Raw genomic sequence first — 16,554 nt, 5'->3', positions numbered from 1 at the left:
AATTGTCAACCATATTTTAGAAAATATAATTTCTGTTAAACCTTACTTAACAACAACAAATTCCCCTTTTTTCAAATAATCAAATAAAAAAACAAGAAAATCTTTACATTTAATAGTAATATAGAAAATAGACAAGTTTATCAAAATAGTGGAGGCTTTTTCAGTCATGATGCATGCGCTTCGTTTAAATATAAAGCAAGCTTTTTGTAGTCGTATTTCTTTAATTATGATGTTTAGTGGATTCGTTCTTATTTGTATTTATCACTATTACTATGTCATTCGTTATTTAGGAGACGCTGCGAGTGGACCTATTTCAACAGATATAAAATGGATCGGATTTCGCGACAATGAAATGGATGTTTATTTATTATTAATGCCAGTTATTGCGAGTTTTCCCTTTAGTACAAGTTACAATTCGGATAAATCAGATGATTTTAAACCGTTTGTCAGTAAGGGGATTTCTTTATTTCCTTATTCAGTAACGAAATATATCGTTACGTTTTTTTGCGGAGGATTTCTTTATACGCTTCCATTCATCTTATCGTTATTATTTTGCAAATTAACCATTCCAGACGGAACACCTACGATTGGCTCCGGCATCATAAATGCTGATGGAATGTTCGCAAACCTATATTTTGATGCGCCTCTCACTTACATTACTGTATATATCGGAATTAATTTTTTATTTGCAGGTTTAATGGCTCTTTTAGGACTTGCTGCATCTGTATGGTCACAAAAGGACTATATGGCGATTCTCTTTCCATTCGCAGTTGCCTCCATTCCGTACGTCCTGCTAAATACAATACTTCCTTCAATAGGCGGAGCACCTATTCATTTATATGATCCGAAACAACCATTGCAAGGCATGTCACCGTACATTTTAACGATGCAATGTACTTTCTTCCTTCTCGTTAGCTTATTCATGTATATACAAGGAGTAAAGCGGGATAAGAAAAAATATAGAAGAAGACTGCAAAAAAGAGATCGATGTAGAAAAGCGTTTCAAGCAATTTCAGACTAAATCATTGAACGAATAAGAGCGTAATTCCCTAAGCAAGCTTGGAGAATTACGCTCTTATTATCATTATTCATATAATCATCTCCCCCTTACGGCGTATCTGCTAATCCCCATAAAATAACGAACACCGCAAAATAAATCGCTTTAATACCTACAACTGAACATAATAAAATAATTGCATATTTACTTAATTCTCTTCTTGCACCTATTAAAGTAAAAATGACTGCCAAACTAAACGTTACATAGGACGATCCTGTATGTATTAAGTTATACGTGATATCTAAATTTTGAGTAAGTCCTGTTACTTCAGCTACAAATTGAAACATGACAATTGTACTAAAAAAAATGGCAAGCTGATTTATTAATTTTCCATTTAACCATGCTTGCATTTTTAACCTCCTCATTATAAAAAACTGAATTTTTAATTAATTTTAACATGATTTTTACAGAAAAAGAACGCTCAGTATATTTCTAAGCGTTCTTTTACAACGATTTAAGAAGCTTTCTTCAAATCAATTTGAGCAAGTACTGGGTCGTGGTCACTTACACGTCCATGTTCTTTCATAATGTTTGAGTTTAAATGTACTGGATCTACAATTGTGTATGGTGCGATGTTGTTTGTTACTAAAATATGATCTAACACTTGTGCATTTCCTTCATGAATGTACGTGTAACGGTTCTCTTTTGGCACTGTGTTTAACATATTTTTCAAGATTGTTCCTTCTAGTGTTTTTAGTGGTTTAGCGAACTCAAAATCGTTCATATCCCCTAACACAACAACTGGTGCATTCGTATTCTTTTTCTGAATACCTTGTACGAAATTGTTTACTTCTTGTGCTAATTGAACTCGTTTTTCTTCACTCTTTAATACGAGTGGCTGCACTTTTCCAAATGGCGTTGCATCCCCTATTTTTGAGTTTAAGTGATTTGCAACGACAACAACGTTTTGTCCTTGGAACGTAAATTCTGCCGCAAGCGGTTTACGTGTACTTTCAAATAATGGGTTCTCGTCTCCAATGCGAACGACATTTTTATCAAGTAACTTCGGTACTGCTGCTAATTTCACGCGTGATGGGTTGTAGAAGAAACCGACGCGAATATTCGCTCCTGGTGCTCCTCCGTCTAGATTATTATGCGGAGCAATTTCTACATACTCATACTTTGGTCCGCGAATTTCTAGCACTGCATCAATGATACGTTTTGCACTTAATGAAGCATCTGTTGTACCATCATTAATTGATCCATTATTATCTTGCATTTCCTCTACACCGATAATATCTGGCATTTTTAAATTGTATTTAATAGAATACGCTAACGCTTTTACTTTTTCATCTGTTGTTTCTTTTTTATTCGCCGAGAAGTTTTCAATGTTATATGTAGCAACTGTTAACTTATCAAGACGAGGCTGAATATTTGCGCCTACTTGCTTAAATCCACCGTCCACTACAGATGGTAATTCCGTTATTGGTGAAATACGGAACGAACCGTAATCATATCCGACTACCCCTGTTATATCTCCAGTGAAAGTATCTCCTACTTTTGCTACATAATCACGAGATACTTTTACAGAAAGACGCTCTGGGTTTAATTGATTTTCATCTAATACAGGTGTGCCGTATTTCGTTACGACTTTATTTCCGCCATTTTCTACTGTTACATATAAATTTCCGTTTTTCTGAGGTGCAATAATTTTTGGCGTTGGCATCGTAACGCGCATACCTTCTATACTTTCATAAAAATCGATTGCATCTTCATTTGGATCAAATAAACCGAATGCATCATTATCGATAATTTGATCAGGGATTTTCACACCGTTTTCTCCAAGTACGATCGGTGCTGGTAAAGGTTGATCTTTTGCGATTACAGCAACGCGGCTCGCTTTAATTTCCGTCGTCGTTAAGTCTGTGTCAAATCTTTCTGCGTATCCAGGACCAACATATTCTTCTACTTCTCCATCAACTTGAATAAGATCTCCTACTGCTACGTTCGCATCTTTTTTGTATACGTACATACCTTCTGAAGTAGCTGGATCATTATCCGGCTGGTTATCTTCGATATAAAAACCGTTTTTATCAAGCGCTGTTACAACGCCTTCCACATTGTATACTTTCTTCCCTTTGTAAGGAGAAGTATGTGACTTTCCTTGAATATCATGAATACGAACCTGTTCATTGTTTACGATGCTAAATGAAAATGTTGAAATCGCTGAAGAAGTAAGCCCTTCTTTCTCTGCGATTGCTTTAATCACACTATTTTCATTCACCACAATTTGTCCGTTATAACGAACGCTCTTATTTGTAGGGTTAGAGCCATCTAACGTATAGTAGATTGTTGCTCCTTCTGTATTCGTTGTTAATGTTACCGCTGTTCCCTTCGCAACTTCTCCGCCACTAGGCGAAGCTACTACATCGCTAACACGGTTTTGTCCTTCTCCTTGAAACTTATGAGCTGTTACTGATTTTAAACCTGGGCTACTAAAATATAATTCAAGCGTCCCTGTTAAACTAACTTTCTTCCCGATGTTTTCAGGATGATCTTTCACGTTTACTGCTGCTCTCACATCGCCTTTTGGCAATTGAACAGGCATGATTTTGTCTGGATTCGTTTCATTTGGCGAATCCGCAATTGCTACGTTTGTATCATCAAACTTAGCCGGATCTTTCGTGTATTTAGAAGGACTTTGCGTATACCCAACGATATATCCTTCCACTATTCCCTTCGTTTTCCCTTGCTCCTTAATTACTTGAATTGCTTTTTCTACTGACATAGAAGTAGTTTCTTCTGCTTGTACTATAGTTCCAGTAAATGAAAGCAATAGTATGAATGATAAAAAGACACTTAACAATTTCTTCACAGCCATTTTCCTCTCCCTATTTCATATTTTCTCAGCATTTCTATCATATCAAATGATTCGTTATATAGAACTACATTTCGACAAGTTTTACAAAAAATTTATTTAATTTACAAGCTTTCAAACTATAATACAAAATAATAATTTTACACCTTCTACGAATGCGCTCTATAATGTTAGAGAGAGAAAACAGAAAATATCGAAATTTAACTGGCATGTAAATGGATTCATTTGAATAGGAGTGATTGGATGGAAGTGCAAACAGAAACATACCGCGCAGCTATGAATGGAACATTAGAACGTCATTTTTCAGATATGATTGCCGTTATACCAACTAGAATTACAATTGAGCAGTTAAAACAGCGGCTAGAAACGATCGCTACTAAAGTTGATGAGTTAAAAATTATTTTTAGTGATGAGACAAGCCTTATTGTTGAGTTACATATGGATGAAACCATCATACCGTATGAACTGCATATTGATGAAGCGAATGAACCAGAAGAATATAAAATGTACAATAGACAAGATTCTACAATCGTAGATCGTCATTTTGAAGATGCTGCTTATGGCACTGAAATTTTTACTCGTACGCTATTTGTAGGCGATGTGCTGGACTGCTTTTTCCAGCAATTACAGTTTTTATGGAACCTCGCTCCAGACTTGTTATTTGTAATCGATTCAAGTGCCGCAATGAAAGTGATATCTAGAAGCTATATTGAATATCACGTTGAAAATGAATTATTACCTGACATTCCTGACTTGTACGTTATTCATTCCGTTTATGAAGACGATAAAGACGGTGAGCCTACGCAATATTGGTTTCATACACATGGCCTTTTAAGAGCAGGTGTAACAGAAATAGAATTAATTATTCCAAATCGCATTTCTTCCTACTACGGTATTGGTGACCTCTTTCAAACCTTTGCTAATAATGCCGTTGAGAATGGACAAGTTCCTATGAATGAGCCTATCGTTATCGCGCATAGTCAGCAAGGTTCTATACATACAGTAGCTGTTCCATGGGAAAAAGGATTATCTTATATTGGGCATAAAACGAGTATGGATCAATTATCTTCAATTGAGGATGAAGAAGTAAAACTACAACCAATAGATGCGCAAAACGTATTTCTTGGCGGTATGGATGACCGAGATGAATACCATCAATCTCCATCCGTTCTCTTATTCAAATTTAATACTTCAGAAGAATATATTGAAAGCTTTTTCCAAGAACACGAGGAAGCTACAGGGCTCATGTTCTATAAAACAAATAGTGAAACCGATCGTATGGCTTACAATGCGAAGAATACTTTCGGGTATTTCAGTAACATTTTTCACATTGAACAATCGAATGAAGATTTTCGTTTCCTCGCTAAGTTTGGTGTCTCCTACGAAGAAGGAAAAAGTGAACATATGTGGTTTGAAATGCAAGAAATTACGGAAGATTTCATTCAAGGAATACTCATTAATGAACCATATTTTATAAAAGATATGAGTGAAGGAAATAGTTATCAGTTAGATTTTGATAACTTAACAGAGTGGGTTATTTATGCAGGAGATGCTGTTATAAAGCCAAATAACTTATATATGTTTATTGGTGAATAAATAACAAAACGCCTTCAATGTGATTGAAGGCGTTTCACTTTATTGTGCAATTAATTCGGTATCCATTACTTTCTCCAAATGAGAGAGTACACGCTTTGCGGCTTTCTCACCTTGATCAATACAGTCCGGAAGACCAGAACCAGCGTAAGAACTACCTGCCAAGTATATACCTGGCAACTCTTTTTCCATAAATGTTGTAAGTTTCTTCATTCGCTCGTTATGGCCTACTGTATATTGGGGCATTGCTTCTTTCCAGCGACTTACGACTGTAAATTCTGGATCCTCTGTAATATCCATCGTCTTTCGTAAATCTTCTAGTACAAGCTGAACGAGTTCCTCTTCTGTTTGTTCTACAACTGCTTCATCACCAGGGCGTCCAACATAACAACGAAGTAGCATTTTTCCTTCTGGCGTTGTATGTGGCCATTTTTTATGTGTCCACGTACATGCTGTAATTGTGTAATCACTATTTCGAGATACGACAAACCCTGTGCCATCAATATCGCGCTGAATGGCTGATTTCGGGAATGCCATTGCTACATTCGCAACTGATGTGGACGGAATGTTGCGGAAGAAACGAAACTGCTTGTACTGCGCAAACATAGATGGCAATACTTTATGTGAGCTTGCCACTACGACCGCGTCCGCTTCTATTTCTTTTCCGTTACTAAGAGTAATCATATAACCATCACCGAGTTTTGCAACTTTTTCAATGCGAGTACCCTTTATTATCGTACCTTCATGCATCTTCACTTCGAGAGATTCTACGATAGATTCTAAACCTGTTTTCACTGTTTGGAAGATTCCTTTTTTCGGTTCAGATGTCTCTTTTTTCGGGGCAAGTGTACGCATACCGAGTGAAATACTGCGATGTTTCTGCTCAATTTGATACATTTGCGGGAATGTTGACATTAAGCTCATTTCATCAATATCTCCTGCATAAATACCCGATAGTAATGGTTCTATTAAATTTTCAACCACTTCGTTTCCGAGGCGGTGTCTGAAAAAACGCCCGAGTGATTGGTCAGATACTGGCTTTGATCTCGGCATTAACAGATCAAAACCAGCTCTTAGTTTACCAATTGGGGAGAACAGCCCGGAAAATAGAAACGGCGTAATTTGCGTTGGAATTCCCATCATTGATCCGGTCGGCATTTTATGTAACCGATTGTTTACGAGGATAAATGATTGACCGGCCTTATTATTTACAAGTTCATCGCCAAGACCTAATTCTTTCGCTAATCTTGCTGCACTTTCTTTTCGTGCTAAGAAAGAATCAGGACCGCGTTCAATTGTAAATCCATCTTTTCGAACGGTTTGAATTTTCCCGCCAAGTTTACCGGATGCTTCTATCAGTAATGTATCGATCGGCAAGTTGTTGTCACGAATATCTTTTTGTAAGTTATACATTGTTGTTAATCCTGTGATGCCACCGCCGATGATTACAACTTTTTTCCTCAAGCAGGCTCCCCCTTTCTTTTTACATTACAGATTCTTTTTTCTTTAATACAACATCTGTTAAGCAATCAATAAATGCGTCCGATGCATTTGGCATTTCTGGACGATAATATTTCGCGCCAATTTCATCTGTTACAACTTTACATTCAAAGTCGTTGTCATATAAAACTTCTAAATGTTCCGCAACAAATCCAACTGGTGCGTATACGAATGAAGTATAACCGTACTTTTCATTTAATTCTCTCGTTAAATCTTGTACATCTGGACCAATCCAAGGATCTGGCGTGTTTCCTGCACTTTGCCAACCTACTGCATAGTTTGCTACTTCAGCACCTCTTGCAATATAGTCAGCTGTTTCATTTAATTGATCTGGATATGGATCGCCAAGTGCGATAATTTTTTCTGGTAAGCTATGTGCAGATACGATTAATACTGCCTTTTCACGTTCTGCTTCTGCCATACCGTTATATATACCTTTCACTGCATCAACCCAGTACTGGATGAATTTCGGTTCTTTATACCAGCTATCAATGCCGTGAATTGTTAAGTTTCCAAGTTTCTCTGCTTCTTCTTGTGCTCGTCCTACATACGATTTCACGCTAAATGTAGAATAGTGCGGTGCAAGAACAAGTGCGATTGCATCTTGTATACCGTCGTTATGCATATCTTTCACTGCATCTTCAATGAACGGTTCGATATGTTTTAAGCCAAGATACATATGGTACTCTACTTCATCTTGTACTTCATTTAAACGCTGTTCTAACTTTTTAGCTTGCTCTAATGTAATAGTAGCTAAAGGAGAAATACCACCAATTGCACGGTAACGCTCTGTTAAATCTTCTAGCATTTCAGGACTTGGCTTTCTTCCTCTGCGAATATGTGTATAGTAACGTTCAATATCTTCTTCTTTATATGGCGTTCCGTATGCCATTACAAGCAAACCAATTTTCTTTTTCATACAGCAATGCTCCTTTACTTCGCTAACTGTCCTTTAGAGTATTCATGAATAAATGTAGTTAAACGTTTTAATGTATCTGGATTTACTTCTGGGAATACACCGTGTCCTAAGTTAAAGATATAACCTGGCTGTTTCATCCCTTGATCTAAAATACCTTTTACATGTTCTTCAATAACAGACCATGGCGCAAGTAAGAATGAAGGATCCATGTTACCTTGCACTGCCTTATGAACGCCACGCGTGCGTGCCTCTTCGATCGGTAAGCGCCAATCTAAGCCTACTACATCAAGCGGTAAGTCGTGCCATTCGTTTACTAAGTGTGCAGCTCCTACGCCGTGCATAATCATTGGTACACCCATCGGACGAACTTCTGTAAAAATACGCTCCATTGCTGGTTTAATAAATACGCGGTAATCTGCTACATTTACTGTTCCAACCCAAGAATCGAAAATTTGAACTGCTTTTGCTCCTGCGTTAATTTGCGCTTTTAAATATGTAATAACCATATCAGCTAGCTTATCCATTAAAGCGAACCAAGCTTTCGGCTCTGCATACATGAACGCTTTCGTATTATGATAATTACGAGATGGACCGCCTTCAATCATATAGCTCGCTAATGTAAATGGAGCTCCTGAAAAACCGATTAACGGTACGTCTAGCATTTCTGTCGTTAATAAACGAATCGTATCTAATATGTACGGTACGTCATCTTCTGGATTGATTTCCCCTAGTTTTTCTACGTCTTGTAAAGAACGGATTGGATTATCAATAACTGGACCAATACCTGATTTAATTTCTACATCCACACCAATTGCAGGTAGTGGTGACATAATATCTTTATACAGAATTGCTGCGTCTACGTTATATTGATCAACTGGCAACTTTGTAACGTAAGCACATAACTCTGGATTGTGTGTAATTTCAAATAAAGAATACTTTTCTTTTATCTTTCTATATTCCGGCTGCGAACGACCTGCCTGACGCATATACCATGCTGGTACATAATCAGTACGTTCCCCCCTACATGCTTTTAAAAATGTCTCATTTATATTTCTTACCAAGACCCTTGCTCCCTTCCTTACCAATGCTTCGAATACGTTCGATATTTATCTTTTTTTACTATACAGCTTGTAAAAACAAAATGCATAATATTATGTACGTTGTTCATTAAATTGACACAAACATTCTTAAAAACGCTTACTATTTTCACAACATTCTTATTATAACACAGAGAAAAACTATGGTTTAGCTACTTTTGACTTTTCTCCCTCACGATTCGTTTGTGTGTTATATGGCACAACGTAAAAACTCGGTTTTGAAAAGATGTTAACGAACTTTTCTTCATATTCTCCAGCACCATTTACAGTGCCTACATGCGTATGGATTCCGTTTTCTACTCTATAAATTCGATACATAATTCTATCATCAGGAAGTGGCGTCCAGCTTAGTTTCGCTTTAAATAAACCGAAAGGGCTAAACGCTAATTTCATTTTCACATCTTCAATTTTGCGCAGACGAATCGGAGCACCGATTGTTTCCACACCTTCTGGCTTCATAAACTGCCCTTTCTTTTCTACATTTGCCTTCGTTAAAATTTTCTTAAACAATTTCGTTGCTGATGCACTTTCTCCTTGCAACTGATGCTCTTTATCCGTACGGTCATACCCAATCCAAACAGCGCCTACTAAATTTGGCGTATAGCCAACGAACCACATATCTCTAGCTCCATTATCGTCATTTGGCAGTGAAGTTGTACCTGTTTTCCCAGCTAACGCCCCGTTATATTCACCGGCTTTTGCTGTCCCTTCCTTTACAACTCCTTCAAGCATTTTCGTCATATACCATGCCGTTTGTTTCGAGAAAATTTTCGTTTCTACTTTTGGCGATTCTCCAATAACCGCGCCGTGTCTATTTAACACTTTATCAATAACATGCGGCTCAATAATATCACCATTTGCTAAAAACGCACGATACATTTTCACAAGATCAAATGTGGAAACACCATTTTTCAGTCCGCCAAGCGCTGTACTTAAACCTGCATCGGCAATATGAACATTACCTTTCTCTAAATATTGCTTTCCTTCTTCTACCCCTAACTCATTTAATAAAGAAACTGCCGGTACATTTGCTGACTCTAAAATCGCATCGTACATCGTCATTTCTTTCGAATACGCATGGTTATAATTTCGAGGTTCATAGCCTTCAAAAGAATGTCTTTCATTCGTCAATAAAGAATATGGATTATACTTTTTCGTTTCGAGTGCTGGTGCATAGACGATAAGTGGTTTTAACACAGAACCCGGTTGTCTTTTTGCAAAAACACGATTAAATCCTCTCGGGACGTACTTTCTTCCGCCAATCGCCGCTTTAATTCCACCCGTACGATTATCCATTAATAAAAAAGCACCTTGCGCCCCCTCTTCTTTACCAGGGAAATTCCTTGCATCCTGAAACTGGTTATACGCTACCTTTTGAATTTTTTCATCCATCGGAACGACAAACGTGTATCCTCCGCGAAGTACTTCTTGATGAGACAACCCGTATAAACGTGCTGCTTCATCTATAACCATATCAATATACGGCATATATGCGAGCTCATTCTCATCTAAGTTTTTATATAGAGCAATTGTCTTTCCTTGATAACGTACACTTTCTTCTGCAGTCAAATAGCCTTGTTTATGCATAAGCGACAATACGAGATCACGGCGCTCCTTACTCTTCTCTGGAGAGAAATAAGGTGAATATCCGTTTGGCGACTTCGGAAGGCCTGCAAGCATTGCTCCCTCTTCTACTGTTAAATCTTCCACATTTTTATTAAAATACAACTTTGCTGCCGCTTGAATACCGTAAGCCCCATGGCCAAAGTAAATATGATTCATATACATTTCAAGAATTTGTTGCTTCGTATATTTTTGCTCTAATTGAAGAGAAATTGCGACTTCCTTCAATTTACGTGTAACTGTTTTTTCCCGAGTTAAAAAGACATTTTTAGCGAGTTGCTGCGTAATGGTACTACCGCCTTCTACCTTTTCTCCAGCTAACGTATCTTTATAAAGAGCCCGGAATATAGACGGGTAATCAATTCCTTGATGCTCATAAAAACGAGAATCTTCCACCGCAATAAATGACTGCTGCACGTATTTTGGAATTTGTTCGATTGGTACGAGATCTCTATTTTCTACGTATAATTTCGTAATTTCTTTCCCTTTCTGGTCAACGATACGTGATGAAGAGTGGAAAACGAGCTGCTTTTCATCCATCATATAGCCACCAGCTAACACGATAAGTTTATAAAGTACAACCGCTAATACGAGCGTTGCTAACCCACCTAATAAAGTCCACTTTACTTTCTTCATACATCGTCCTTCTTTCCAAATGATGGTACATTTATTATTTGAAAAAGAAGTATCTTTATGTATATAATCTTCGAAGTTTTTTAAGAGAGTTGATATAATAGAAACAAATAATTAAAGGGGGCATTAAAATGAAGGCTATTATTTCATACGAAACACCTCTAGAACAAGCACATTTCACTGCAAAAAATAATGAAAAAGATATGTTTTATAAAGAAAATACAGAAGAATCTGTAGAAGGTTCTCTTCAGTATGACGTATTAGACGCTGTTGGCGAATTTAAAGGACAACCTGGCTATATCGTTTGTAACAACATTTCTGTAACAGACGAAGGTCGCCCAGTATTTGAAAATCGTTTTAAAAACCGCGCAGGCCTTATCGAAAACGAACCAGGTTTCCAAGCGATTCGCGTTCTTCGCCCATTAAGTAACGATACATATGTCATCTTAACGATGTGGGAAACGGAGCAGAACTTTAAAGACTGGACAGAATCACGTTCATTCGAAAACGCTCACAAAAAACGCCCTGCACAAGCAGAAGGACAAGCTCCATCTCAGGCTCATCCGCATGCGGAACAGCAGAAAAGTATTTTCTCTCGTCCGTCATTTGTGACTACTTTTGATGTGTTAGTTTAAGTTCTTTTGTACTGTAGTTCCTTCAGGGATGCGGTACATGAAATTATATCAGCGATTTTTCGAATAGATCGACTTATCGACAAATCACGACAGAAAAAAGGAAACACCATTACGCACCGGTGTTTCCTTTTTCTTTGTACCAATTATATATGCGCAGCGCATCTTCTTTTCGCATATGCTTCACTTTATATTTATGTCCCGCTACTGATACGGCAGCTGTACATAGCTCGTCTTTCTTTTGAAAATACGATTGATTGTATCCTACTGCTTGAACATGCCTTCTTCGCATAATTCCTGTATATTTTGCCAGGCCGCGGTATACCATGACTAACTGATTGTCTCGTATCATATATCTACCACTTTTATACCGGGCATATGCAAGTAGCGTAAATGCGATAAATAGTGGTATTAAAGTGAATAACGCCATATTTTGCTTAAAATATATACTCGCACCGACGATCGGCACAGCAAGCACTGCACTTGTAATCCAGCCCATTATTACGTAACGACGTAATGCAGCTTTCGGTAAGTGAAAGATTTCCTCTTCCGTTTCATACGGTAACTGTAAATACGTAAGTAACTGCTGGACATCTTTCTTTTTCATAAAGGGATGTAGCATTACTTCATTTCCAGCCGCTTCTATACTTTGAATAACTTCTACTTCAACAGAACAATAACCGAAAGGTTGACGGAGAATGCCTTCTTTCACCGTGATCGCTTGAATGCGATGTAATTTTAAAACAAACTCTTTCTTATCAAATAACCCTTGTACGATGCGAATTTCATTTCCTTTTCGCTCTATTTTAAAGTTCGCATATTTTAACGCATAACCAGCTGTTGAAATGACCCACGAAACTGCCATTAAAATCGCGGCCATAACGATTAATTCATATACACCGTTATCCATTACATACGCTTCTACTTTATTGATGAGCCATTCTGGTAGAAATTGATTAAACTCTGTGTAAAGGATGACTAACATAGAAAATACTAATCCGAATCTACCAGATGTAATAGATGCGAATAAAATTTCTTTCGCTGTTAACTGATAAATTGTTTTATTTTCTGTCGTCGCGGGCTCTTCTTCAGTCACAATGCTTCTCTCTTTATGTAATAAAGAAATCAGTTCCTTCGCTTCACTTTCTCTAATGCCAGCTAACATCACTTCCGGCTCAGTACCACCGCCGGCTACTTCTATGTTTAATTTCGTCAATCCAAGCACTTGATAAATGATGTTAGAAGACGTACTAATATTTTGCACACGTTCTTTATTTAAGTAGCTTTCCTTCTTAACGAACACACCGTGCTTTATATGTACAATATTATTTTCAACCCAGTACACTTTGAAATACCATTTTATAGCTGAGAAAATTGCCATAATAAATATAATAAACAAGATGAAAAGATAAAAGAAATACCAAGGTTTCACTTGTTCTTCAGGTTTAAACATAACAAGGATAATAAGTGGAAATAAACTCGAAATCCTAATACCTAACAATATCGTGATCGGATGTTGCCTCTTATACATCCTCATCACTCACTTTCGCAAGTTCTCCAATTTGTCTTTTCAGCTGCTCTGCTTCTTCTTTTGTTAAACCTGGAATACTATGAGAAGTTGCTGCTGTGGAAATATGTAATTCTGCTAAATTATACTTTCTCATAATCGGTCCTTGTTCAATCGTTACGTGCTGCACACGCATCATCGGAATGAGTACGCGTTTCACAACGAACATTCCCTTTTGTATCTCAATCTCTTCTTCATTTAATCTGTAACTATAATAACGTTGACGTAAATTTGGAAACACAAAATAATCAAGCGGGATAAATGTAATAGCGCCTGTTACTAACAAGCCAAACAACCAGCCCCACCAATTAAAATTGATCATAAAAAAGAAATATGCAATTACGACTGCTAGTATAACTGCCGCCCCAATTAAAGCGTGAACCCTCCACACTTTCAGCATATTAGAATGAATTTCCCTTTCTAATGGCTGCATCTCATCACTCCAATTATATGAATGTATTAATTATATATTAGTTGGTATATACATATTTGTAAAATTATAGTTTTTCACATCGTATCCATCATTTCTTTAAAATTCCCTTCATTAATCGCATACACTTGAAACTGAATGTAATCTATTTCATTCGTATTCGGACGAGCATATGGCAAAATGGTGAATTTAGAAGCTGATCTTCCTAACATATCTACAATCATTAAAGAAACGTCAATATATTCGAAGTCTACACGGAATACTACTTCTTCTCCCGTAAATTCATAATCTTTAATCGCATCATACGACTTATTCGCACTAATTAGCATCACTTTTAATAGTTGGTTTAAATTTTCTGGTTTAAAATTAATCATATACACAGCTCCTTTTTTCAATAAAACACTATGAAAACAGTGTAATCTTATACTTTCATAGCTTTACACATCAAAGATATAAAAAATAAAGCTAGTTTTTTATAAATTTTTTGATATAATTACTTACGGGAAACGGGAAGATATTTATTTTCCCTTGTGTTTTTATTTGCATCTAGTACTTTTGCTAGATGCCTTTTTTTATGTAAAAAAAGGTACCCTCATATACTTTGAGGATACCTTTTCCATCAATTTAGTGCATTTCAACGATTGTACCATCTTCGAATACTTTAAATACACCAGTAAATCCTGGTCCACCTGCACCTTCTATTTTATATGTCGTATGCACTCTTATTTGATAATATTTCTTTCCATTCTCTACTTGCGTATTTTCTAGCGTGTAATCATAGTCTTCTTTATATTCATTTTTGATATATGCTTTCGCTTTCTCAAAAGTAAATGCATCTTGAGTCTTTCCTGTCTCTACTTTTTGGTTCTTTTCTGTTACTACCTTCTGATTCTTTTCTGCCTCAGTTTTTTCGTTCTTTTCTGTTACTACCTTCTGATTCTTTTCTGCCTCAGTTTTTTCGTTCTTTTCTGCTGCTACCTTTTGATTTTTTTCTGCCTCAGTTTTTTGAGTCTTTTCTGTTGCTACTTTTTGATTCGTTACTGCATTTGTTTTTTGTGCCTTCGCTGTTGCTTCACTCTTTGCCATTTTTTCTTCTTCATTTATTTTAGTAACTAATCCTACTGCTTTTTTATTATATTCTTCAAGATTCTTGTTATCTTTTGTTTCTGCAACTAGCTTATTTAATATATCTTTCGCTTCTGCATAATTTTTCTTACTTATTAACTCTTCACTTTTCGTCAGTTGCTCGCTATACTTCTTTTTTTGCTCTAAGATGGCTAGTAATGCTGTTCGTTCTTCCTTCGCTTGTTTTACAAGCGTAGCATTTCCATTCTTCATGTTCTCTACTTTTTCAAATGATTTGATTGATTCTTCTATCTTTGTTTCTTCTTTTAACTTCACTGCTTCAATCATTACTTTCGTTTGTTCTACAAGCATCTTTGCATCTGAATCGTCTTTTTTCTCATCTAACGCTTTTTCAAATGATGATAAAGCATTTTTATATTCTTTATTCGTTAACGCGGTCTTCCCTTCATCCATTGCTTTGTCAAAATTCCCATTACTACATCCAGCTAACATTAAAAACGTAAGTCCAATTACCATTAATAACTTTTTCATTTTTTCTCCTCCTATATATCCCTAAAACAATAACAGCATATGTATAAAAGTCTGTGTAGTAATTAGACTGAAAATAAAGATGTACTTTGTGTGTGGGAAAGGAAGTACATTTCATTTACTATCATTACTTAAAACTCCTAAATAGTTGGTAGTTGGTTTTCTTCTTTTAAAGACAGAAAGGAATTTTAATAATGTGCGTAAAGCTCTCACCAGGCTCTTTACTACACACACTCTTATACACATAGAAAAACTATTTTTAGGTTGCTATTTTTTTAGTTTTACATATTTTCGTAACATAAAGAAAAACAAAAGAAAACAAACTGTAACATAATTTACCGTTTGTAACTTTTCTGTAACACAAATGTAACATAAAGTTTTTAAATATACAATAGTTTTTTTTACATTATTTTCCCCTATCTATATTTCAAGGTGTTAATACAGTGCTAAAACGAGTTTCATCTTCCACCTGCTATTGGACTATCATCCTTTGAACACTTTAGGAAAAAGCCCTCTGTCTTAAAGTACTCAAATTAATTACATAGATAACTCTTTTTTCACCCAAACATTACGAAGACCTTTAACCTTTTATTTTCACATTAAATATATGTTATTTTTGATATAACCATATTAAGAAAATAGGACGATTTTTTTCTTCCTTTTTGTTTCTATTTGCATCGAGTTCTTTTGCTAAATGTTTTTTCATGCCAAATAAAAAAGGTATCCTCCAATACTTGGAGGATACCTTTTCATTTTTATTATCTCTGCTGTTTTCTACCTAATACGAGCAATCCAAAACTCATCATAATAAGAAGTGCTCCCATATATGGTTCCACAGGCATTTTCTGTCCTGTTTTCGGTAATTCTTTTTCAGGCTTCTCTGGATTCATTGTTTCTGGTTTTTCTGGATCCGTTGTTCCCAGTTTTTCTGGATCCGTTGTTTCTGGTTTTTCTGGATTCGTTGTTCCCGGTTTCTCTGGATCCGTTGTTTCTGGTTTCTCTGGATCCGTTGTTTCTGGTTTCTCTGGATCCGTTGTTTCTGGTTTCTCTGGATCCGTTGTTTCTGGTTTC

The 16,554-nt window shown here is 36.3% G+C and carries 14 protein-coding genes; 3 read left to right on the top strand and 11 right to left on the bottom strand.

Features of this window, described 5'->3' with window-relative positions; translation table 11 throughout:
* Positions 1-166: 166 nt before the first annotated feature.
* Entirely contained in the window at positions 167-1,021 is an 855-nt protein-coding gene (locus tag FS742_RS15405) for a hypothetical protein (RefSeq protein WP_144613392.1), read from the top strand.
* 86 nt (positions 1,022-1,107) lie between these two features.
* On the opposite strand, the gene FS742_RS15400 is transcribed toward FS742_RS15405, so the two are convergent.
* Together FS742_RS15400 and FS742_RS15395 are read right to left on the bottom strand one after the other, a co-directional pair.
* Positions 1,108-1,407 (bottom strand): hypothetical protein, encoded by a 300-nt coding sequence (locus FS742_RS15400; RefSeq protein ID WP_001149495.1) that lies wholly within the window; start codon positions 1,405-1,407, stop codon positions 1,108-1,110.
* A gap of 104 nt (positions 1,408-1,511) precedes the next feature.
* Positions 1,512-3,878, bottom strand: coding sequence for a DUF6359 domain-containing protein (locus FS742_RS15395; RefSeq protein WP_144613390.1), 2,367 nt, complete (start codon positions 3,876-3,878; stop codon positions 1,512-1,514).
* Between the two features lie 240 nt (positions 3,879-4,118).
* On the opposite strand from FS742_RS15395, the gene FS742_RS15390 reads away from it, so the two are divergent.
* On the top strand, positions 4,119-5,471 hold the full coding sequence (locus FS742_RS15390) for a DUF4026 domain-containing protein (protein WP_144613388.1): 1,353 nt from the start codon (positions 4,119-4,121) through the stop codon (positions 5,469-5,471).
* 39 nt (positions 5,472-5,510) lie between these two features.
* Here the strand turns inward: FS742_RS15390 and hemY are convergent, their stop codons facing one another.
* The 4 genes from hemY to FS742_RS15370 all read right to left on the bottom strand — a co-directional run bounded on the left by hemY (position 5,511) and on the right by FS742_RS15370 (position 11,243).
* Positions 5,511-6,932, bottom strand: coding sequence for a protoporphyrinogen oxidase (hemY, locus tag FS742_RS15385; RefSeq protein ID WP_144613386.1), 1,422 nt, complete (start codon positions 6,930-6,932; stop codon positions 5,511-5,513).
* Between the two features lie 19 nt (positions 6,933-6,951).
* Positions 6,952-7,887 (bottom strand): ferrochelatase, encoded by a 936-nt coding sequence (hemH, locus tag FS742_RS15380; RefSeq protein WP_144613384.1) that lies wholly within the window; start codon positions 7,885-7,887, stop codon positions 6,952-6,954.
* A gap of 14 nt (positions 7,888-7,901) precedes the next feature.
* Positions 7,902-8,948 carry a uroporphyrinogen decarboxylase gene (gene hemE / locus FS742_RS15375; RefSeq protein WP_144613382.1) on the bottom strand — a complete coding sequence of 349 codons (1,047 nt, stop codon included), beginning with the start codon at positions 8,946-8,948 and terminating at the stop codon, positions 7,902-7,904.
* A gap of 177 nt (positions 8,949-9,125) precedes the next feature.
* Positions 9,126-11,243, bottom strand: a complete 2,118-nt coding sequence (locus FS742_RS15370) for a transglycosylase domain-containing protein (RefSeq protein ID WP_144613380.1) — start codon at positions 11,241-11,243, stop codon at positions 9,126-9,128.
* A 128-nt stretch (positions 11,244-11,371) separates the two neighbouring features.
* Here FS742_RS15370 and hmoB point away from each other — a divergent pair, with 128 nt between their 5' ends.
* Positions 11,372-11,875, top strand: coding sequence for a heme-degrading monooxygenase HmoB (gene hmoB, locus FS742_RS15365; RefSeq protein WP_098275804.1), 504 nt, complete (start codon positions 11,372-11,374; stop codon positions 11,873-11,875).
* 109 nt (positions 11,876-11,984) lie between these two features.
* On the opposite strand, the gene FS742_RS15360 is transcribed toward hmoB, so the two are convergent.
* The 5 genes from FS742_RS15360 to FS742_RS27625 all read right to left on the bottom strand — a co-directional run.
* Positions 11,985-13,403: a PH domain-containing protein gene (locus FS742_RS15360; RefSeq protein ID WP_144613378.1), complete on the bottom strand. Its 1,419-nt coding sequence runs from the start codon at positions 13,401-13,403 to the stop codon at positions 11,985-11,987.
* A complete protein-coding gene (locus tag FS742_RS15355; RefSeq protein ID WP_144613376.1) occupies positions 13,396-13,872 on the bottom strand; it encodes a PH domain-containing protein in 477 nt (158 codons plus the stop codon). Before FS742_RS15355 ends, FS742_RS15360 begins: the two co-directional genes overlap by 8 nt.
* A gap of 74 nt (positions 13,873-13,946) precedes the next feature.
* Positions 13,947-14,243 carry a hypothetical protein gene (locus FS742_RS15350; RefSeq protein ID WP_060489221.1) on the bottom strand — a complete coding sequence of 99 codons (297 nt, stop codon included), beginning with the start codon at positions 14,241-14,243 and terminating at the stop codon, positions 13,947-13,949.
* A gap of 250 nt (positions 14,244-14,493) precedes the next feature.
* A complete protein-coding gene (locus tag FS742_RS15345; RefSeq protein WP_144613374.1) occupies positions 14,494-15,486 on the bottom strand; it encodes a hypothetical protein in 993 nt (330 codons plus the stop codon).
* A 755-nt stretch (positions 15,487-16,241) separates the two neighbouring features.
* Positions 16,242-16,554, bottom strand: a 313-nt coding sequence (locus FS742_RS27625) for an LPXTG cell wall anchor domain-containing protein (RefSeq protein WP_186327182.1), incomplete at its 5' end; no start/stop codon positions are given.

Origin of the sequence: Bacillus cereus (assembly GCF_007678085.1) — a bacterium.
Taxonomy (GTDB): Bacteria; Bacillota; Bacilli; order Bacillales; family Bacillaceae_G; genus Bacillus_A; species Bacillus_A cereus_BE.
The sequence above is the reverse complement of the archived record's forward strand: the minus strand, read 5'-3'. Positions and strand labels throughout refer to the sequence as shown.